The organism is Streptomyces sp. NBC_01477, assembly GCF_036227245.1.
Taxonomy (GTDB): domain Bacteria; phylum Actinomycetota; class Actinomycetes; order Streptomycetales; family Streptomycetaceae; genus Actinacidiphila.
Genome location: NZ_CP109445.1, coordinates 6,135,434 through 6,156,086, shown reverse-complemented (window position 1 = coordinate 6,156,086; position 20,653 = coordinate 6,135,434). Strand labels below are relative to the sequence as shown.

16 protein-coding genes are annotated in these 20,653 nt (G+C 71.3%); 10 read left to right on the top strand and 6 right to left on the bottom strand.

The window, feature by feature from the left end:
* Positions 1-20: 20 nt before the first annotated feature.
* The 4 genes from OHA86_RS26085 to galE form a co-directional block, all read right to left on the bottom strand.
* Positions 21-1,316 (bottom strand): glutamate-5-semialdehyde dehydrogenase, encoded by a 1,296-nt coding sequence (locus OHA86_RS26085; protein WP_329178983.1) that lies wholly within the window; start codon positions 1,314-1,316, stop codon positions 21-23.
* A gap of 76 nt (positions 1,317-1,392) precedes the next feature.
* Positions 1,393-1,857, bottom strand: coding sequence for a hypothetical protein (locus OHA86_RS26080; protein ID WP_329178981.1), 465 nt, complete (start codon positions 1,855-1,857; stop codon positions 1,393-1,395).
* Positions 1,858-2,021: 164 nt separating this feature from the next.
* Positions 2,022-3,116 carry a glutamate 5-kinase gene (gene proB / locus OHA86_RS26075; RefSeq protein ID WP_443072020.1) on the bottom strand — a complete coding sequence of 365 codons (1,095 nt, stop codon included), beginning with the start codon at positions 3,114-3,116 and terminating at the stop codon, positions 2,022-2,024.
* A gap of 121 nt (positions 3,117-3,237) precedes the next feature.
* Positions 3,238-4,206, bottom strand: coding sequence for a UDP-glucose 4-epimerase GalE (gene galE / locus OHA86_RS26070; RefSeq protein WP_329178980.1), 969 nt, complete (start codon positions 4,204-4,206; stop codon positions 3,238-3,240).
* Between the two features lie 115 nt (positions 4,207-4,321).
* Between galE and rfbC the strand changes: the two genes are divergently transcribed.
* Positions 4,322-4,924 (top strand): dTDP-4-dehydrorhamnose 3,5-epimerase, encoded by a 603-nt coding sequence (rfbC, locus tag OHA86_RS26065; RefSeq protein ID WP_329178978.1) that lies wholly within the window; start codon positions 4,322-4,324, stop codon positions 4,922-4,924.
* Between the two features lie 36 nt (positions 4,925-4,960).
* Here rfbC and rfbA read toward each other — a convergent pair whose 3' ends face one another.
* A complete protein-coding gene (gene rfbA, locus OHA86_RS26060; protein WP_443071890.1) occupies positions 4,961-5,833 on the bottom strand; it encodes a glucose-1-phosphate thymidylyltransferase RfbA in 873 nt (290 codons plus the stop codon).
* A gap of 79 nt (positions 5,834-5,912) precedes the next feature.
* Between rfbA and rfbB the strand changes: the two genes are divergently transcribed.
* The 9 genes from rfbB (at position 5,913) to OHA86_RS26015 (ending at position 18,769) form a co-directional block, all read left to right on the top strand.
* A complete protein-coding gene (rfbB, locus tag OHA86_RS26055) occupies positions 5,913-6,902 on the top strand; it encodes a dTDP-glucose 4,6-dehydratase (protein WP_329178974.1) in 990 nt (329 codons plus the stop codon).
* Positions 6,899-7,792, top strand: a complete 894-nt coding sequence (gene rfbD / locus OHA86_RS26050) for a dTDP-4-dehydrorhamnose reductase (RefSeq protein ID WP_329178972.1) — start codon at positions 6,899-6,901, stop codon at positions 7,790-7,792. Before rfbB ends, rfbD begins: the two co-directional genes overlap by 4 nt.
* The gene (locus tag OHA86_RS26045) at positions 7,789-9,051 is read left to right on the top strand and encodes a hypothetical protein (RefSeq protein ID WP_329178971.1); all 1,263 of its coding nucleotides are present in this window, start codon (positions 7,789-7,791) and stop codon (positions 9,049-9,051) included. Before rfbD ends, OHA86_RS26045 begins: the two co-directional genes overlap by 4 nt.
* Positions 9,052-9,202: 151 nt before the next feature.
* Complete coding sequence (locus OHA86_RS26040) at positions 9,203-9,625, top strand: DUF2304 domain-containing protein (protein WP_329178969.1); 423 nt, start codon at positions 9,203-9,205, stop codon at positions 9,623-9,625.
* Positions 9,622-10,359 carry a glycosyltransferase family 2 protein gene (locus OHA86_RS26035; RefSeq protein WP_329178967.1) on the top strand — a complete coding sequence of 246 codons (738 nt, stop codon included), beginning with the start codon at positions 9,622-9,624 and terminating at the stop codon, positions 10,357-10,359. The genes OHA86_RS26040 and OHA86_RS26035 overlap by 4 nt, the downstream gene beginning before the upstream one ends.
* A gap of 10 nt (positions 10,360-10,369) precedes the next feature.
* Positions 10,370-11,287 (top strand): glycosyltransferase family 2 protein, encoded by a 918-nt coding sequence (locus OHA86_RS26030; RefSeq protein ID WP_329178966.1) that lies wholly within the window; start codon positions 10,370-10,372, stop codon positions 11,285-11,287.
* A gap of 115 nt (positions 11,288-11,402) precedes the next feature.
* Positions 11,403-13,595, top strand: a complete 2,193-nt coding sequence (locus OHA86_RS26025; RefSeq protein WP_329178964.1) for a bifunctional glycosyltransferase/CDP-glycerol:glycerophosphate glycerophosphotransferase — start codon at positions 11,403-11,405, stop codon at positions 13,593-13,595.
* A gap of 42 nt (positions 13,596-13,637) precedes the next feature.
* Complete coding sequence (locus tag OHA86_RS26020) at positions 13,638-17,225, top strand: bifunctional glycosyltransferase/CDP-glycerol:glycerophosphate glycerophosphotransferase (protein WP_329178963.1); 3,588 nt, start codon at positions 13,638-13,640, stop codon at positions 17,223-17,225.
* Positions 17,222-18,769 (top strand): hypothetical protein, encoded by a 1,548-nt coding sequence (locus tag OHA86_RS26015; protein WP_329178962.1) that lies wholly within the window; start codon positions 17,222-17,224, stop codon positions 18,767-18,769. The genes OHA86_RS26020 and OHA86_RS26015 overlap by 4 nt, the downstream gene beginning before the upstream one ends.
* A gap of 160 nt (positions 18,770-18,929) precedes the next feature.
* Here OHA86_RS26015 and OHA86_RS26010 read toward each other — a convergent pair whose 3' ends face one another.
* A complete protein-coding gene (locus tag OHA86_RS26010) occupies positions 18,930-20,513 on the bottom strand; it encodes a glycosyltransferase family 2 protein (RefSeq protein WP_329178960.1) in 1,584 nt (527 codons plus the stop codon).
* Positions 20,514-20,653: the final 140 nt, after the last annotated feature.

Here is a 20,653-nt window from a genome sequence, read left to right as displayed (position 1 = left end):
CCGGCTCGGACCGCCGCAGGTCAGCGGATGTGCCCGTCGCCGGTGACGATGTACTTGGTGGAGGTCAGCTCGGGCAGCCCCATCGGGCCGCGGGCGTGCAGTTTCTGGGTGGAGATGCCGATCTCGGCGCCGAAGCCGAACTGGCCTCCGTCGGTGAAGCGCGTCGAGGCGTTCACCATCACCGCGGCCGCGTCGACCAGCTGGGTGAAGCGGCGGGCGGCGGGCTGCGAGGTGGTCACGATCGCCTCGGTGTGGCCGGAGGACCACAGCCGGATGTGCGCGACGGCGGCCTCCAGCGAGTCCACCACCCCGGCGGCGATGTCGTACGACAGGTACTCGGTCTCCCAGTCCTCCGCGGTGACCGGCACCACGGTGGCCTTGCCGCCGTCGGCGGCCAGTGCCTCGGCCGCGGCCACCACCTGCGGGTCGCCGTGCACGGTGACCCCGGCGGCGGCCAGCGCGGCCAGGGCGCGGGGCAGGAAGCGGTCGGCGATGTCGCGGTGCACGAGCAGGGTCTCGGCGGCGTTGCAGACGCTGGGCCGCTGGGCCTTGGAATTGACCAGGATCTCCACGGCCATGTCGAGATCGGCCTCGGCGTCGACGTAGACGTGGCAATTCCCGGTACCGGTCTCGATCACCGGGACGGTGGAGCCCTCGACGACGGTACGGATCAGCGAGGCGCCGCCGCGCGGGATGAGCACGTCGACCATGCCGCGGGCGCGCATCAGCTCGGTGACCGACTCCCGGCTCTCGCCGGGGACGAGCTGCACGGCGTCGGCGGGCAGGCCCGCGCCGCCGACCGCGTCGCGCAGGACGGTGACCAGAGCGGTGTTGGAGGCGTAGGCGGACGACGAGCCGCGCAGCAGGACCGCGTTGCCCGATTTCAGGCACAGCGCGGCGGCGTCGACGGTGACGTTGGGCCTGGCCTCGTAGATGATGCCGACCACGCCCAGCGGGACCCGGACCTGGCGCAGGTCGAGGCCGTTGGGGAGGGTGGAGCCGCGCAGCACCTCGCCGACCGGGTCGGGCAGGCCCGCGACATGGCGGACGTCGGCGGCGATGGCGGCGATCCGCTCCCGGGTGAGGGTGAGCCGGTCGATGATCGCCGGGCTGGTGCCGGCCTCCTCGGCGCGGGCGATGTCCTCGGCGTTCGCGGCGACGATCTCCTGGGTGCGGACGATCAGCGCGTCGGCGATGGCCAGCAGGGCGTCGTCCTTCGCGGCCCGCGGCAGCGGGGCCAGGTCCGCGGCGGCGGCCTTGGCGCGGTACGCCGCGAGCATCACGGGGGACTTCGGCAGCGGCGAGAGCAGGTCCATGGGTGCAGCGTACTGAACGGGCGCGGTCCGCCGCCGGGGGTGCCCGGTCGGCGGACGGCGTACGCGGTGCGCCCGGTCAGAAGGGGTGCACGCCCACCGGGACCGCGGGCGCAGGGCCGTAGCCCTCGGCGAGCCGCTGGTGGTAGGTCTCCCGGTCGATCACTTCGAGGCCGACGGTCTCCCAGGGCGGCAGCCCGGCGGTCGAGCGGTGCTCGCCCCACAGCCGCAGCGCGATCGCGGCGGCGTCGTGCACGTCCCTGGCCTCCTCCCAGTAGCGGATCTCCGCGTGGTCGGGGGCGTAGCGGCTGGTCAGCAGGAAGGGGTGGTCGTTGGCCAGCTGTTCGAGGCCGCGGCGCAGCTCGGGAAGCGGCGTGAGCGGCCCGGCGACGCTGAGCGTGACATGCCACAGCCGGGCGGGAGTGCGGTCCTGCGGCCGCCCCTGCTGCGGCACGACCGCGTCCTCCGGTGCCGCGGAGTCGACGCTGACCAGCGCGCGCTCCGGCGAATTCCTGGTCAATGGCCCTGGGCGCCCTCGTTTCACCGGCGGCCTCCCCTGTGGGTCGCGGTCACTGCCGCCGGCCGGCCCGTGGCGGTGGGCGCGGACATGACGGTGGCAGGGACGTACCTGCGCATCGCATCCTCATCAAAGTTGACCAGGCTCGGGCAAGCGGCGGGGGTGTTTTCCGCAAGAAGCCCCCGACGAGGTCAGCCCGGCAGCCCCTGCTGCCTCAGCAGTACCAGGTCGTCGCGGTGCACGACCTCCCGCTCGTAGGCAGGTCCCAGCTCCGCCGCGAGGTCCCGGGTGGAGCGGCCGAGCAGCCTGGGCAGTTCGCGGGCGTCGTAGTTGACCAGGCCGCGGGCCACCGCACGGCCCGACTCGTCCCTCAGGTCGACCGGGTCGCCCGCGGCGAAGTCGCCCTCCACCCCGGTCAGCCCGGCGGGCAGCAGCGAGCTGTGCCGCTGGGTGACCGCGCTGACCGCGCCGGCGTCCAGCCGCAGGGAGCCGCGCGGGGTGGACGCGTGCGCCAGCCACAGCAGCCGGTCGGCGGAGCGCTTGCCGGTGCGGTGGAAGTGGGTGCCGGTCGGGCGGCCGGCCAGCGCGTCGGCGGCGTGCACCGCCGAGGTCAGCACGACGGGGACGCCCGCGCCCGTGGCGATGGCGGCGGCCTCCACCTTGGTCACCATCCCGCCGGTGCCGACCCCGGCCCGGCCCGCGCTGCCGATGGAGACGCCCGCCAGGTCGGCCGGGCCGGTGACCTCGGCGATCAGGCTGGTGCCCGGGGTGCGCGGGTCGCCGTCGTAGAGGCCGTCGACGTCGGAGAGCAGCACCAGCAGGTCGGCGCGCACCAGGTGGGCGACCAGGGCGGCGAGCCGGTCGTTGTCGCCGAAGCGGATCTCGTCGGTGGCGACGGTGTCGTTCTCGTTGACCACCGGCACCGCGCCCATCGCCAGCAGCTGGTCCAGGGTGCGGTAGGCGTTGCGGTAGTGGGCCCGCCGGCTGACGTCGTCCGAGGTCAGCAGCACCTGGCCGACCCGGATGCCGTACCGCGCGAAGGAGGCGGTGTAGCGGGCCATCAGCAGGCCCTGCCCGACGCTGGCCGAGGCCTGCTGCCGCGCCAGGTCGCGCGGCCTGCGGTCCAGCCCGAGCGGGGCCAGCCCGGCGGCGATGGCGCCGGAGGAGACCAGCACGATCTCCCGGTCCTCGCGCGCCTTGGCCAGCACGTCGACCAGGGCGTCCACCCGGTCGGCGTCCAGGCCGCCGGCCGCGGTGGTCAGCGACGAGGAGCCGACCTTGACCACGACTCTGCGGGCCTCCACCACGTCCTGCCGTGCCGCCGTCGTCACGTACGTCCGTCCCTCGTGTCGGATGGTGCGCCGCGGCGACCTGAGCGCCGGGGTGCGCTGCCTCGTGTGCCCGCGGCTACGGGTGCCGCAGCTGCCAGCCCGCCCAGGCCGAGGTGACCATCTCGCGTACGCCGTGGGCGGCCGACCAGCCCAGTTCCTTGCCGATCGACTCCGCGGACGCGACGACCCTGGCCGGGTCGCCGGGGCGACGGGCGACCACGTCGGGGGCGGTCCCAGTGTGGCCCGAAACCTCCTGGATGATGCCGACCATCTCGGCCACCGAGACGCCCTCGCCGCTGCCGATGTTCAGCACCAGGTGGGCGTCGCCGTCCTCGGTGAGCCGGCGGGCGGCGGCGACATGCGCGGACGCGACGTCCTCGACGTGGACGTAGTCGCGCACGCAGGTGCCGTCGGGCGTCGGGTAGTCGTCGCCGAAGACCAGCGGGGGCAGCCCGCGCGAGAGCCGGTCGAAGACCATCGGCACCAGGTTGAAGACCCCCGGGTCGCCCAGTCCGGGGGAGGCGGCGCCGGCGACGTTGAAGTAGCGCAGCGACGCGGTGGACATCCCGTGCGCCCGCCCGGCCGCGGCGACCAGCCACTCCCCGGCGAGCTTGGTCTCGCCGTACGGGCTCATCGGCTCGCACGGGGTCCGCTCGGTGACCAGGTCCACGTCGGGCATGCCGTAGACGGCGGCGGACGAGGAGAACACGAAGCTGCGCACCCGCGCCTCGACGGCGGCCTCCAGTACGGTCCGCAGGCCCTCGACGTTCTCCCGGTAGTACCACAGCGGACGGGCGACGGACTCCCCGACCTGCTTCTTCGCCGCGATGTGCACGATGCCGCGCACCTCGTGCCCGCGCAGCGCCCGGTCGAGCACCGCCCGGTCCAGGATGCTGCCGCGCACCAGCGGCACACCGGCGGGCAGCCGCGCGGGATCACCGGTGCTCAGGTCGTCCAGGACGACCACCCGGTGTCCGCCGGCGACGAGCGCCGCGGCGACATGGGAACCGATATAACCCGCGCCGCCGGTAATCATCCACGTCATGTCCGCAGCCTATCGACCCTGCACAGCGGCCCGGCGGCCGGTGCAGCGGCGCCGGCCGCCCGCGCGCCGCCGGTAGGATCGCGGCGGCACAGCGACAACGCGAGGACGTGATCGAATGAGGCAGCTCGGCATCTCCGGGGCCTGGGTGCACGAACCGAAGGTCTTTCCGGACAGCCGCGGCAGCTTCCACGAGTGGTTCCGCGAGGCCGACTTCACCGCGGCCACCGGCCGGCCGCTCGCGCTGGCGCAGGCCAACTGCTCGGTCTCGGCGCGCGGCACCCTGCGCGGCATCCACTTCGCCGACGTCCCGCCGAGCCAGGCCAAGTACGTCAAGTGCGTGCGGGGCGCGGTGCTCGACGTGGTGGTGGACATCCGGGTGGGCTCGCCGACCTTCGGGCAGTGGGAGGGCGTCCGGCTGGACGACCAGGACCACACCTCGATCTTCCTGTCCGAGGGCCTGGGGCACGCCTTCATGGCGCTCACCGACGAGGCGACCGTGGTCTACCTGTGCTCGGAGGGCTACGCGCCCACCCGTGAGCACGGGATCAACCCGCTCGACCCTGAGCTGGCCATCGGGTGGCCGGCCGGCGTCGAGCCGCTGCTGTCCGACAAGGACCGCGAGGCCCCGACCCTGCGGGAGGCCGCGGACGCCGGCCTGCTGCCGTCGTTCGAGGCGTGCGAGGACTTCCAGCGGGAGCTGCGGGCCGCCGGCCGCTGAGCACCGGGGCGGCCCGCGGCCGGTCGGTGCGGCCGGTCAGTGCTGCGGGTGCTCCAGGATCTCCAGCAGATAGTCGCCGTAGCCGCTCTTGCACAGCGGCTCGGCGAGCGCCCGCAGCGCCGCGTCGTCCAGCAGCCCGGCGCGCCAGGCGGCCTCCTCGACGCAGCCGATCTTGAAGCCCTGCCGCTCCTCGACCACCCGGACGTACTCGGAGGCCTGGACCAGGGAGTGGAAGGTGCCGGTGTCGAGCCAGACCGTGCCGCGGTCCAGGACGGACACCTTGAGCCTGCCGCGCTCCAGGTACTCCTGGTTGACGTGCGAGATCTCCAGCTCCCCGCGGGCGCTGGGGGTCAGCCGGCGGGCTATCGGCACGACCTCCCGGTCGTAGAAGTACAGACCGGGCACCGCGTAGCGGGACCGCGGCTTCGCCGGCTTCTCCTCGATGGACCGCGCCACGCCGTCCGCGTCGAACTCCACCACTCCGTAGTCGGAGGGGTTGGAGACGGCGTACGCGAAGACGACGCCGCCGTCCGGCTCCCGGTAGCTGCGCAACTGGGTGCCCAGGCCGGTGCCGTGGAAGATGTTGTCGCCGAGGATGAGGGCGACGGAGTCGTCACCGATGAATTCCGCGCCGATGATGAATGCCTCGGCGATACCGGCGGGCTTCTCCTGGGCGGCGAACCGGATGTCCAGACCGAACTGGGAGCCGTCGCCGAGCAGCCGCTCGAACTGCGCCCGGTCGTCCGGCGTCGTGATGACCAGGATGTCCTTGATGCCCGCCATAATGAGAGTGGACAGCGGGTAATAGACCATCGGTTTGTCGAAGACCGGCATGAGCTGCTTCGAGACGGCCTTGGTGATCGGCCACAAACGAGACCCGGTGCCGCCGGCGAGCAGGATTCCACGCATGGCGTTCATGATAGCCACGGCCACCGGGCACCCCCCGAGCGGCCACCGGCGCGTAACCATGTCTTAAGATGATGCTCCCATGAGAATTCTCGTCACCGGCGGTGCCGGATTCATCGGTTCCCAGTTCGTCCGGGCCACGCTCCTCGGCGAGCTGCCGTCCGGTCCTGGCACCCGGGTCACCGTTCTGGACAACCTCACGTACTCGGGCAACGAGGCGAACCTCGCCCCGGTCGCCGGCCACGAGGGCTACACCTTCGTCCACGGCGACATCCGTGACCGGTCGGTGGTGGACGCGGTGATGGCGGGCCAGGACGCGGTCGTGCACTTCGCCGCCGAGTCGCACGTCGACCGCTCGATCGCCGACGCGTCACCCTTCGTGACCACCAACGTGCTCGGCACCCAGGTGCTGCTCGACGCGGCACTGCGGCACAAGGTCGGCCGGTTCGCCCATGTGTCGACCGACGAGGTCTACGGCTCGATCACCGAGGGCAGCTGGACCGAGCAGTGGCCGCTGGCCCCCAACTCGCCGTACTCCGCCTCCAAGGCGGCCTCCGACCTGATGGCGCTGGCCTACCACCGCACCCACGGCCTCGATGTGACCGTCACCCGGTGTTCGAACAACTACGGGCGCTACCACTTCCCCGAGAAGATGATCCCGCTGTTCGTCACCAATCTGCTGGACGGCCGCAAGGTGCCGCTGTACGGCGACGGCCGCAACATACGGGACTGGCTGCACGTCTCCGACCACTGCCGCGGCATCGACCTGGTGCTGCACAAGGGCCGGTCCGGCGAGGTCTACAACATCGGCGGCGGCACCGAGGTGACCAACCGTGAGCTGACCGAGCGGCTGCTCGCGGCCTTCGGGGCCGGCTGGGACCAGGTCGAGCACGTCGAGGACCGCAAGGGCCACGACCTGCGCTATTCGCTGAGCATCGACAAGATCCGCGAGGAACTGGGGTACGAGCCCCTTACCGGCTTCGACGAGGGCCTGGCCGACACCGTCGCCTGGTACCGGGACAACCGCCAGTGGTGGGAGCCCCTCAAGGAAAAGGCGGAACTGTCGGCATGACACGCTGGCTGGTCACCGGAGCGGGCGGCATGCTCGGCCGGGATCTGATCGATGTGCTCGGCCGGGCGCCGGGCGCCGACCCGACCGCCCTGACCCGCGCTGACCTCGACATCACCGACGCGGCCGCGGCCGACGCGGCGGTCGCCGGCCACGACATCGTGGTCAACGCCGCCGCCTGGACGGACGTGGACGGCGCCGAGGCCGACGAGGCCGCCGCCACCCGCGTCAACGGCGACGGTGTCCGCCGGCTCGCCGAGGCCTGCGCCCGGCACGGCCTGCCGCTGCTCCAGCCGTCCACCGACTACGTCTTCCCCGGCGACGCCGACCGGCCGTACGCCGAGGACGCCCCCACCGCACCGCTCAACGCCTACGGCCGCGGCAAGCTGGCCGGCGAGCGGGCGGTGCTCGACCTGCTGCCGGAGCGCGGCTACGTGGTCCGCACCGCGTGGCTGTACGGGGCGCACGGCCGCAACTTCGTCACCACCATGCTGACCCTCGCAGAACAGCGGGAGACCCTCGACGTGGTGGACGACCAGCTCGGGCAGCCGACCTGGACGCGCTCGCTGGCGGTACGCCTGCTGGCACTCGGCGAGGCCGCGCTGGCCGGCCGGGCGCCCGCGGGCGTCTACCACGGCACCGCGTCGGGCAGTACGACCTGGTTCGGCCTGGCCCGCGCCGCGTTCGCCCTGCACGGCCTGGACCCGGAGCGGGTGCGCCCCACCACCTCGGAGCGCTTCGTACGCCCGGCCCGCCGCCCCTCGTACAGCGTGCTCGGCCACGACCGCTGGGCCGCGGCGGGGCTCGACCCGATGCCCGACTGGCACACGGACCTGGCCGCCGCGATACCCGGCCTCAGCGCCGCCCTGGCCGCGCCGCGGGCCGCCCGATGACGACGACGCTCAGCGCCCGTATCTCCACCGCGCTCCCCCAGGGCACCGCCCTGGTCGGCGGCGGCACGGCGGTGCTCGGCCTGGCCAGCTACGTCCACCTGTCCGCGGCGAACCACGCGCTCAACGGCGACTCGGACGCGACCGCGGCCTTCTCCGTGCTGTGGACGGTGGTCTTCTCCATCGGCCTCGGGCTGTTCTTCCCCGTCGAGCAGGAGATCACCCGGGTGGTCGCCGCCCGCAAGGTCGCCGGCGACGGGGCCCGCCCCGCGCTGCTGCGCGGGGCGGCGCTGTCCGGCTCGCTGCTGTGCGCCACCCTGCTGCCGCTGGCGCTGCTGGCCCGGCCGATCGCCGACCTGCTCTTCGACGGCGACATCTCACTGGTGTTCAGCCTCGCCGGGGCCTTCGCCGCGCTGTCCTGCGCCCATGTCACCCGCGGGGTGCTGGCGGGCCTGGGGCTGTTCAGGACCTACGGGCTGCAGCTCGGGCTCGACGGCATGCTCCGTATCGTCTTCTCGGTCGGCCTCGCGGTCGCCGGGGTCCACTCGACCTTCGCCTTCGCGATGATCCTCACCGTGGCGCCGCTGATCTCGGTCGCCGCCACCGTCCGCCCGGCGCTGACCGAGGCGCGGCCGGGGACGCCGGCCCCCTGGCGGGAGATGAGCCAGCGGCTCGGCATGCTGGTGGCTTCCACTCTTCTGGCCCAACTGCTGGTGAATATCGCGGTCATCAGCACCAAGGTCATCTCCACGGACGACACCGAGCTGGTCACGGCGCTGCTGGCCGCGCTCGTACTGGCCCGGGTGCCGCTGTTCGTCTTCGGCGCCTTCCAGGTCTCGCTGCTGCGCGGGCTGTCGACGGCCGCGGCCGAGGGCGACCACCGCGGTTACTCTCGGCTACTGCTCCGGGCGGTGCTGGTCACCGGATCACTGGGGGCCGCGGGCGGTCTGTGCGCGGTCGCCATCGGCCCCGCCCTGCTGCCCGCGCTCTTCAGCGCGCCCGACATCCTGACCGCCGCGGACTTCGGGTGGCTGGCCTTCGGCACCACCGCCTACATGATCGCCATGGTGCTGGGCCAGGCCCTGCTCACCAGCGGGGGTGCCCGCAAGCAGCTGATTTCCTGGGTGATCGGAACCGCGGTGCTGATCGGAGTCACCGTCAGCCCGATGGCATTGCGCAGCCGGGTCGAGATCGCCTACGCCGTAGGGGCCGTCGTCGTGGCCGCCTGCATGGCTGTCGGTTTGCGTGGCCGTGTAAGATAACCGACTGTTCACTTGTAGTTTAAGCCCAGGCCGGTGTTCATACGTTCCCGGCGCCAGGAGCGTGGACGATCACCATCGGTGAGCGCGCGAACGGCCGATGCGAAGAACAGACCTCGGTGCACGATCACGCGAGTCCCTGGAGTGTCTAGGCATGAAGTTGTGGATCCTCACCTCCTTGACGGGGGTCGTGCTGGTTCTGATCATCGCCGAGATGCTGCGCCGGCGGAAGCTCAAGGAGAAATACGCCGCGCTGTGGATGGTGACCGGCGTTCTCATCATTCCGCTGGGATTCTTTCCCCGGGGTCTGGACTCGGTGGCCGAGACCGTCGGCGTCCGGTCCGGTGTGAGCTTCATCCTCTTCCTGAGCGTCGTCTTCCTCTTCATGGTCTGCCTCCAGCTCAGCTGGGAAGTCGGCCACCTGGAGGAGGAGACCCGCACGCTGGCCGAGGAGATCGCCCTCATCCGGGGCGCGTCCAAGCAGCCGGACGACACTCCCCGCCCACCGGTGACGGCCGCCGCCGCGACGGCGCCCCCGTCCGCCCCCAACCCGAGCGAGACCGGAGCGGCGTCGTGATCGACGGCAAGCGCGTGCTGATCATCCTGCCGGCCTGGATGGAGGCCGAGGGCGTGGCAGGGGTGATCAAGGAAGTCAGGGCGACCCTGCCGGGCGCCGACACCGTCGTCGTGGACGACGGCTCACCCGACGAGACGTCACGGGTGGCACTGGGCGCGGGCGCGCGGGTGCTGCGGCTGCCGTACAACCTGGGCGTCGGCGGCGCGATGCGGCTGGGCTACCGGTACGCCGCCGACCACAACTACGACGTGGCCATCCAGGTGGACGCCGACGGCCAGCACGACCCGCGGTGCGTCCCGCAGCTGCTCAAGGAGCTGGAGCACGCCGACCTGGTCATCGGCGCCCGGTTCGCGGGCGAGGGCGACTACTCGGTGCGCGGCCCGCGCAAGTGGGCGATGAAGGTGCTGGCCGCCGTGCTGTCCCGGATGGCCCACACCAGGCTGACCGATGTGACCTCCGGCTTCCGCGCCTGCAACCGCGACCTGCTGAGCCAGTTCGCGCGCACGTATCCGATGGAGTACCTGGGCGACACGGTGGAGAGCACGGTGTCGGCGATACGGGCCGGCTACACGGTCCGGCAGGTCCCGGTCGCCATGCGCGAGCGAATAGCGGGGACACCGAGCCAGTCACCGCTGCGCGCCATGATGTACCTGCTGCGGATCGGCCTGATCCTGGTGGTCGCGCTGGGCCGCAAGGTCGACATGCAGCAGCCGTCCGTCACGACGGGACGGTAAGGCACCGCACATGGACACGATCGACATCATGCTGCCGCACTACGGGGACACCGGGCTGCTGCAGCTGGCGGTACAGAGCATCCTCGACCAGTCCGACAAGGACTGGCGGCTGACCGTCGTGGACGACGGCCGCGAGCCCGGCGTCGCCGAGTGGTTCGCAAGCCTGGGCGACGAGCGGGTGCGCTACCAGCGCAATGAGCGCAACCTCGGCATCACCCGCAACTTCCGCAAGTGCGTGGACCTGGTCGAGCACGCCCACTTCGTCATGATGGGCAGCGACGACCTGATGCTGCCCGACTACGTCGCCACGATCCGCTCGATGGCCGCCGCGGCGCCGGACGCCGCGATGTACCAGCCGGGTGTGCAGGTCATCGACGAGCGCGGCGAGCCGGTGAAGACCCTGGTCGACGAGGTGAAGCGGCGGCTGTACGCGCCGGACGCGACCAGGGCCCGCGTCCTCGAAGGCGAGCCGCTGGCCACCAACCTGCTCAGCGGGAACTGGCTGTACTTCCCCTCGGTGTGCTGGCGGTCCGACATCGTCAAGAAGATCAACTTCCGCGAGGACCTGTCGGTCATCCAGGACCTGGCGCTGGTCATCGACCTGGTGCAGCGCGGCGAGCAGCTGGCCGTCGACCCCACCGTCTGCTTCCGCTACCGCAGGCACACCAGCAGCCTGTCCTCGCACGAGGCGATGTCGGGCGCCCGCTTCGGCGAGGCGCGCCGCTACTTCCTCGGTGTGGCGGACGTGCTGGACGAGCACGGCTGGCACAAGGCGGCGCGGGCCGCCAGACGGCACGTGTCCATGCGGCTGCACGCCCTGAGCATGGTGCCCGGCGCGCTGCGCGCCCGTCAGTTCGGCGCGTTCAGGACGCTGCTGACGCACGCCTTCGCCGGGGGCCGCAAGCAGCCGGCCGCCGGGCAGGAGTAGTCTCTTTCGCTCCGGCCCACCGTTCACCCCGGTCGCCCCGGCGGTACACCTGCCCGCCACCGCCGGCCTGCCCGTCCCATCGGAAATCCTCCTGGAACGCTAGGGATCACGCTCAATGCCCTCTCAGCCCCACGCGCCGCGGTTCAGCATCATTGTCCCTGCCCACGGCGTCGAGGCGTACGTGCGGGACTGTCTGGACTCACTGCTCCAGCAGTCGTTCGAGGACTTCGAGATCATCGCGGTCGACGACTGCTCCCCCGACGCCTCCGGGGAGATCATGGACGAGTATGCGGCGGCCGACCCGCGGGTCGTCTCGCTGCGGCTGCCGGAGAACGTCGGCCTCGGCCGGGCCAGGAACGCCGGAATGGCCAAGGCCTCCGGCAGCTACCTGCTGTTCATCGACAGCGACGACACGGTGCTGCCCGGCTCGCTCGCGGCGATCGACCGGCGGCTCAAGGACACCGGCGACCCCGAGCTGCTGGTCTTCGACTACGCCCGGACCACCTGGGACGGCCGCACGGTACGCAACAAGCGCGCGGACGTGCTGTCCGGCGCCGCCAAGCCCGTGGTGACGCTGGAGGAGCACCCCGACCTGCTGGCCCTGCTCCAGGTCGCCTGGAACAAGGCCTACCGGCGGGACTTCATCGAGCGCTGGGGCCTGGAGTTCCCGCCGGGCTACTACGAGGACACCCCCTGGACGTACCCGGTGCTCATCGCCGCGGAGAGCATCGCGCTGCTCGACCGGGTGTGCGTGCACTACCGGCAGCGGCGGCAGGGCAGCATCCTGCACAGCACGAGCCGCAAGCACTTCGACGTCATCGACCAGTACGAGCGGACCTTCGGCTTCATCGACGCCAATCCGCGGTTCGACGCGTGGCGGCCTCGGCTGCACGAACTGATGCGCAACCACTACCGCACGGTGGAGAAGTCGCCCGGCCGCCTGCCGGCCGGCGACCTGGCGGAATTCCGCACCCGCAGCGCGCAGTCGCTGGCCGCCCACCTGCCGGCCGGCGGGCCGCAGGCCGCCGCGGCGGCGCCCGCGGCCGGCAAGCGGGCCGCCAAGGCACCCGCCCGGCGGCTGCTGCGGCGGGCCAAGAAGACGGCGGCGCCGCTGAAGCGGCCACTGCGGACGTCGGTCCTGCGCACGTACTACCGGCTCCAGCGGATGCTGCCGGTCCGGGACGACCTGGCGGTCTTCGCGGCCTACTGGAACACCGGCTACGCCTGCAACCCGGCCGCGGTGCACCGCAAGCTGCTCGAACTCGCGCCGGACGTCCGTACCGTCTGGGTGCTCAAGTCCGGTGTGCGGGCGACGCTGCCGCGCGGTACGGCCCGGGTGCACCCGGGATCCTTCGCGTACTGGAGGGCGATGGCGCGGGCGAAGTATCTCGTCAACAACGTGAACTTCGGCAACAGCTGGGTCAAGCGGCCGGGCCAGGTGCACCTGCAGACGCACCACGGCACCCCGCTCAAGCGGATGGGCATCGACCTGGCGGAGTATCCGACCGCGCTCGGCGCGATGGAGCTGACCGACCTGATGCGCCGGGTCGACAAGTGGGACTACAGCCTCACCGCGAACAGCTACACCACCAAGATCTGGGACCGCAGCTATCCGGCGTCCTACGAGCCGCTGGAGCTCGGCTACCCGCGCAACGACGTGCTCGTCACCGCGGACCGGGCGGCCGTGACCGAGGCCCGGCGCGCGCTGGACCTGCCCGAGGGCGCCACCGTGATCCTCTACGCGCCGACCCACCGCGACTACCTGGGTCAGCTGCACTTCCCGATAGACCTGGAGCAGTTCGTCGAGCGGCTGCCGGCCGGCCATGTGGTGCTGGCCCGCGGCCACTACTACTACAAGGACGACAGCGCGGCGGCCGGCGCGACCGGCAAGGCCCGGCTGGTCGACGTCAGCGGCCACTCCGACGTGGAGCAGCTCTACCTGGCGGCGGACTGCCTGCTCACGGATTATTCGTCGGCGATGTTCGACTATGCCAACCTCGACCGCCCGATCGTCGTCTATGCCAATGACTGGGATCTCTACCGGACGACGCGGGGGACGTATTTCGACATCCACAAGCAGCCGCCGGGGCCGGTCGTCAGCACCGAGGACGAGCTCGTCGGCCTGTTCAGGTCGGGCGGGTGGGACACCGAGGAGCACGCACAGGAACGGGCGCGGTTCCGGGCCCGGTTCTGTGAGTTCGACGACGGTTTCGCGGCCGAACGCGTGGTACGAAGGTTCTTCCTCGGCCAGGAGGCCGTGCCACCGGTCGTATCATTGTCGGACCGTCCGGCGCCGCCTCGGCCGTGAAATGTGCCGCCCTCGGCACATGCAAAGAAAGGCAACGCACTGATGACTCCGCGTCTCTCGGTGGTAGTCCCTGTCTACAACGTGGAGTTGTTCCTCGACGAATGCCTTCAGTCACTCGCCGACCAGACGTTCACGGACTGGGAGGCCGTCGTCGTGGACGACGGTTCCACCGACAGCAGCCTGGAGATCGCACACAAGTGGGCGGCCAAGGAATCCCGCATCCGTGTGGTGGAACAGCGGAACGCCGGCCTGGGCGCGGCCAGGAACACCGGCGTACGGCACATCAGTGACGGCAGCGAATTCCTGGCGTTCGTCGACAGCGACGACGTCGTGGTGTCCAACGCGTATCAGCGGTGCATAACAAGTCTCGACAAGACCGGATCCGATTTCGTCTCCGGCAACGTGGACATCCTGGTCGCGGGCGAGACGTCCCCTTCCACCCTGCACGCGAAGCGGCTGAACAAGCCGCGTGAGCGCACACATATCTCCCGCGACAAGGGGCTCCTCTACGACCGCACCGCCTGGAACAAGGTATTCCGCCGGACGTTCTGGGACGAGCACGAATTCTCCTTCCCGGTCGGAATCCTTTACGAGGACGCGCCCGTCACGATTCCCGCCCACTTCCGGGCGAAGGCCGTCGACGTCCTCAACGAGCCGATCTACCTGTGGCGGCAGCGGACCGCGGGAGCCCCCTCGATCACGCAGAAGCGGACCGAGCCGAAGTCGGTGCGCGACCGCATCACCTCCTTCGACTCGGTGAGCCGCTTCCTGGCCGCCCAGCCGGGCGCGAAGTACCGCGGCTACAAGCGCTGGTACGACGAGGCCGCGATCACCGACGAGCTGCCGCTGTTCTGGAACGTCCTCAGCGAGGCCGGCGAGGAGTTCCGCCACGAGTTCATGACCGGCAGCAAGGACTTCCTCAGCCGGGTCGACCCCGAGGTGCTGACGGCCCTGCCGGTGCCGATGCGGCTGAAGTGCCACTTCATCACCGAAGGCCTCATCGACGACATACTGGAACTCGTCCAGTACGAGCGGGACTTCGGCAAGGCGATCCCGGTGGCCCGCAGCGGCCTGCGGCACTTCGCCGACTATCCCCAGCTGCACGACCGCCAGGTCCCCGTGCCGCGCGAGGTGCTGCGGCTGAACCAGGAGCTGGCCATGCGGGCGCGGGCCGCGACCGTCGAGTGGCAGCAGGGCAGGCTGCACGTCAGCGGCTACGCCTACATCCGCAACCTGGAGGTGCAGCGGCCCGGCGGGTCGCTGCGGATGGCGCTGCTGCGCGAGGCGGGCAGCCGGCGCAGCGTCGTCGCCCGGATGCGCCGCACCCACGCGCCCGACGCCACGGTGTCGTCCTGGCAGTCGCTGCACGGCTACGACTGGTCGGGGTTCACCTTCACCCTGGACCCGGACAAGCTCAAGCACCGCGGGGCCTGGCAGGAGGGCACCTGGCGGCTGACCGTGGGCGCGGTGGAACAGGGCCTGGCCCGCCGCAGCCGCATCAAGGCCGGCCTGTCGGAGAGCGCCGAGAGCCCCGCCGCCCACTGGGTCGCCCCCGATGTGCGGGTGGTGCCGTACATCTCCGACGATCACCTGTACATCCGGGTGGAGCAGGTACGGGCCCGGCTCACCGGCCATGACGTCACCGGCCGGGAGATCCGGATCGAGGGCACGCTCAGCGGCGAGGACGTGACGGACGGATCCGTGCTGCGCGTCACCCAGGGCTCCACCGGCGACTCCTTCGACGTGCCCGTCGTGCTGCACACGCAGGGCGACGGCAGCCGCACCTTCACCGCGACCGTCGGCGCCGCGTCGCTCGACGTCCCCGGCCGCGACTCGGCCAACCCCGACCGCACCGAGACCTGGACGCTGGAGCTGGCGGCGCCCGGCGGCGCGTCCTACCCGATCGCGGTGGCCGGCGGCGAGCAGACCCCGGCCCGGCAGTACCCGATCGGCGGGCAGGACGAACTCGCCTGGGGCGACCGGGCCGTCTACGTCACCGGCAGCCCGGCCGGCGCCCTGGTGCTGCGCACGCAGCCGGTCCAGGGCCTGGCCGACACGGTCACCCGGTCGGCGCAGGACACCCTGCTGGTGGAGGGCACCCTGCCCTGCGTACCGGAGCGCCCGCTGAGCCTGGTGCTGCGGCACAGCCGGCAGGCCGAGGAGCACGTCTACCCGGTCACCGTGACGGGCGACCGCTTCCGCGCCGAGTTCCGGCCCGTGCCGGCGAGCACGCTGAGCGGCCCCCGGCCGCTGCGCACCGGCCAGTGGTACGTCTTCCTGCGCGAGGAGGGCAGCCACGACAGCTACCCGGTGCGCATCACCGCAGGAGTGCGGCCCGACCTGCCGATCGCCCTGGTGGCCAACGGCCGCGGCTACACCGTCGGCAGCCGCTACTTCGACCGGCTGTGCGTCGGCTCCGACACCGACCTCAACGACGAGGAGGCCGGGCGCTACCGGCAGCGGCAGCTGCGTACCGAGGTCTACGAGGGCGCGAGGACCGCGCCGCTCAAGAACCAGGTGATGTACGCCAGCTTCAACGGCCGGCAGTATTCCGACTCCCCGCGGGCTGTCTACGAGGAGCTGGTCCGCCGGGGCAGCGACCTGGAGCACCTGTGGGTCGTCCAGGACGGCCAGGCCGACGTGCCGCCCGGCGCCACCGCGCTGCGCTGCTGGAGCAAGGAGTGGTACGCCGCGCTCGGCGAGAGCCGCTACGTCGTCTTCAACTCGCACCTGCCGCACTGGATCAACCGCCGCGAGGGCCAGGTGATCGTCCAGACCTGGCACGGCACCCCGCTCAAGCGGATCGCGCACGACATCGACAGCGTGCAGTTCGCCGACCGCCAGTACCTGGCGAAGGTGTCGGAGGAGACCCCGCACTGGAGTTTCCTGGTCTCCCCGAACCGCTTCAGCACACCGATCATGAAGCGGGCCTTCGCCTACGACGGGGAGATCCTGGAATCGGGCTACCCGCGCAACGACCTGCTGCGCGCGCCGGACCAGGAGGAGCGGGCGCGGGCGGTCCGCGAAGCCATCGGGCTGCCCGAGGGCAAGCGGGTCGTGCTGTACGCGCCGACCTGGCGTGACGACCAGTTCTACCGGGCCGGGAACTACAAGTTCGACATGCGGATCGACCTCGAAGAGGCGGCCCGCACCCTCGGCGACGACCACGTCCTGCTGGTCCGCAAGCACGCGAACATCGTGGACTCGGTCCCCGGCGCGGGCAACGGCTTCGTGTGGGACGTCTCCGACTATCCCGAGATCGGCGAGCTGTTCCTCATCTCGGACATCCTGATCACCGACTACTCGTCCCTGATGTTCGACTTCGCGAACACCGGCCGGCCGATGCTCTTCTTCACCTACGACCTGGAGCACTACCGGGACCGGCTGCGCGGTTTCTATTTCGACTTCGAGGAGAAGGCACCCGGGCCGCTGATCCACACTTCCGACGAATTGATCGCGGCACTTCGCAATATCGACAGCACTGCGGATCAATATGCCGGCGCATATCAGGCGTTCCAGGACCTCTTCTGCGACCTCGATGACGGGCACGCTGCGGATCGCGTCATCGACCGTATGGTCCAGCTCGCCTCCGCTCCGTCTTCCAGCCCATCCATTGCGGAGTCCCGTTGAAAATTCCCTACACCTCACAGGCGCGCGATCTCATAGCGAAAGTCCCGCCGCACCGGCGGCTGCCCATCGCTGCCTACGTCATCCCGCAGGTGGTGCTGCTGCTGTGGTGGGCGGCGTTCTACCCGGGCGCGATGAGCTACGACTCCATCGCCTATGTGTGGCATGTCACGACGGACCACTGGATGTCGAACCACTCGGTGGTCTACGACTCGATGGTCTGGGTCTCCCTCAACACCACGGGCGATCTGTGGGCGCTGACCCTGCTCCAGACGATCGCGATGTCCGCCACGATCGCCTACACGTGCGTGATGCTCCGCGACTTCGGGGTGCGGGCCCGCTGGAGCCTGCCGGCCGCCGCCCTCGCGGTGCTGCTGCCGTCGACCGGCAGCTTCGTGGTCTTCGTGTGGAAGGACGTGCCCTACACCATCGGGGCGCTGCTCGCCTTCGCCGCGACCGGCCGGCTGATCGCCCGTCGGCTGCGCGGGCGCTCCCAGGACCGTGACCGGCTCTTCTACCGGGAGCTGGGGCTGCTCTTCCTGGGCTGCCTGTGCATGGGCGTCTTCCGTACCAACGGGCTGCTCGTCATGCTGTTCGCGGCCCCGGTGCTGCTGTTCACGCTGCCCAAGGTGCGCCGCTGGGTGCTCGCCGCGACGATCGTCCCCGTGGTGATCTCCGCGGTCCTCCAGACGGTCGTCTACCCGGCCGTGGGCATCCAGACGCCCACCAAGGACCAGGTCTACGCGATGCAGTACGCGGACATCGCCGTGGCCTACGGCAAGGTCCCGCAGACCTTCTCCCGGCACGACCTGTCGATCATGAAGCAGGTCGCGCCGCTCAGCCACTGGGGCGGCGCCGCCGCCACGTGCTACTCCGCCGACCCGGCCATGGCCAAGCCCATGAACCGCCCGGAAGCGGCACGGCTGAACACCCAGCTGCTCGACATCTGGAGCGAGGTCGCCAAGCGCACGCCCGACGTGCTCATCGGCGCCCGGCTCTGCCGTTCGCACATCGCCTGGGCGATCTGGCCCGGCCCCGCGGACAAGATCGGCTACACCCTGATCTCCACCCCGGAGACCCCGGAGAACCTCTTCGGCTGGGCGGACTGGAATCCCGAGGTCAAGCACAGCAAGTACCGGCCCATCCTCAAGATGCGCCCGCTGTCGACGACCCTGCACACGGGCGCGCTGTTCGCCTTCAAGGCCTCCAAGACGCCGCAGCTGGACTGGCTGTTCTTCCGCGGCGCGGTGTGGTGCTACGCGAGCTACGCCATCGCGATCCTGATGGTGCGCAAGCGCCGCCAGCGCGGTCTGCTGGGGCTGACGGCCATCACGATCGGCCTCCAGCTGTGCGTGCTGGCGGCCAACCCCGCCCCGCTGTTCCGCTACATGGTGGCGCCGATGTTCCTCGGCTTCTTCTTCCTGCCCCTGCTCACCGTGCGGTCCAAGGTGGGCATGGGTCCTGACACCACGAAGCCGAAGCGGAAGCCGGTGCCGCCCGCGCGCGTCACCGAGGAGGAGCGCCCGCCCGCGCCGACCCCCGTCTGACGGCGCGCCAGTCGCCCGAACGCACCGGTGGGGTGCCGCTGATCACAGCGGCACCCCGCTTTCGTGTGCGGCGGGCGGCAGACGCACCGCCAGCCTCGGGTGTGGCGGCGGGAGGCCGCCGCGTCAGCCCTGGGCCTGGCCGGCGGGAGACCCCCCGGCGTCAGCGGGAGCGGCGGAGGCGGCGCAGCCTGGCGCCGAGGACCCGGCGGGCGCCCTCCATGCCGTCCGCGACCCGCAGGATCAGCGTCCTGCCGCCGGTGATGTGCGTCTGCACCAGCAGCACCTGGCCGGTGCGGCGCAGGACCACACCGCGGCCCGCGATCTGGCCGTCCGCGGCCCGCACCTCGACCGGGGTGCGCTGCGACGTCCCCGCGTAGCGGACCTCCGCGCGGATGTGCCAGACGGCGAGCCGTCCGCCGCGGGCCAGGTCGGCGGTACGCAGCCGTACCGCGGCCGACCACGTGCCGTCCTCCCCCACCAGCGGGGTCTCCATGGTGGTCGGGGCGCCGGGCTCGCCCCGCTCGACCAGCTCCACCCGCAGCGCCACCGGGTGCAGCGCGGCCAGCCGCCCGTACAGGTCGTGCACCCGCAGGGTGAGCCGGGCGGTGGTGCCGGTCTGCACCATGGCGTCCACCACGATCGGCAGGTCGCGGGGCTCCAGCTCGGCCAGCTCAGGCGGCGCGGTGTCGCCGTACGGCGGTACGAGCCGCGGCGGGCGTCCCGCCAGCTCCACCAGCCGCCCCAGCCCGCCGACACCCGGCTCGGGCCGGTCGGCGCCCGGTGCGAGCAGGGCGCGCACGATCCAGCGGGACGGCACCGAGGCCATCGCGACCGCCTCGCGTTCGAAGCTGCTGACGTAGTCACGGGTGGCCCGCCACCAGTCGGCGACGTACCGCGGTGAGCGCTGCGGGAGTTCGCGTACGTACATCGGCAGGTCGTAGTCCAGGAACTTCGCCTGGGCGGCGAGTGCCAGCTCGGAGGCCGAGGCGTCCCTGAAGGTGTGGAAGGCCTCCCGGTGCGCGGCGATGCGCTGCCGCCAGTTGGTGATGTCGGCGCGGCGCAGCGAGATGGACTGGGTGGCCGCGTGCCGCCGTACGTTCCAGGTGTAGACCGGGGTGTCGATGTAGGCGATACGGGGCCGGGCCGCGTACACCCGGGCGGTGAAGACGAAGTCCTCGTAGTGGAAGGCGCCGTCGGGGAAGATCAGCGAGCGGTCGCGCAGGAAGGCCGTGCGGTACAGCTTGTTGACCGACAGGGTGTCCTTGAGGATCTCCGGGTGCTCGGCGATGCCGCGTACGACGGTGCCGGGCATCTTCGCGCCGGCCGCGGGGTCGTAGATCTCCGGCTGCCAGACGGTCTCGCGGCCCTCCGGCAGCTCCCGGCGGACCGCCCGGCCCGCGGCGACGTCCGCGCCGTGCCGGTCGGCGGCGGCGAGCAGCGCGTCCGCCGCGCCCGGCCGCAGGACGTCGTCGCTGTCCAGGAACAGCAGATAGGGCAGGGTCGCGGCGGCGATGCCGTCGTTGCGGGGGGTGCCGCAGCCACCGCTGTTGGTGGTCCGGTGGATCACCCGCACCCGCGGGTCGCCGTCGAGCGCGTCGAGCACCTGCGCGGTGCCGTCGGTCGAGCCGTCGTCGACGACGATCACCTCACCGACCTGGTCGCCCTGCGCAAGGGCCGACTCCACCGCGGTGGAGACATGGTCAACGTCATTGTAGGAAATCACGACGACGCTGACGCGTCCCATCGGTGGGTCCTCGCTTCTACCTGAACGGACGGGCTGCGGGATGTCACAGGTCGCCGCTTTCGGGCTGACCATAGTGATCACCATCAAGTCCAAGATACTATTTGTCGCTTTAGTAAGCTGTCACTTGGGTGAACGCCCAC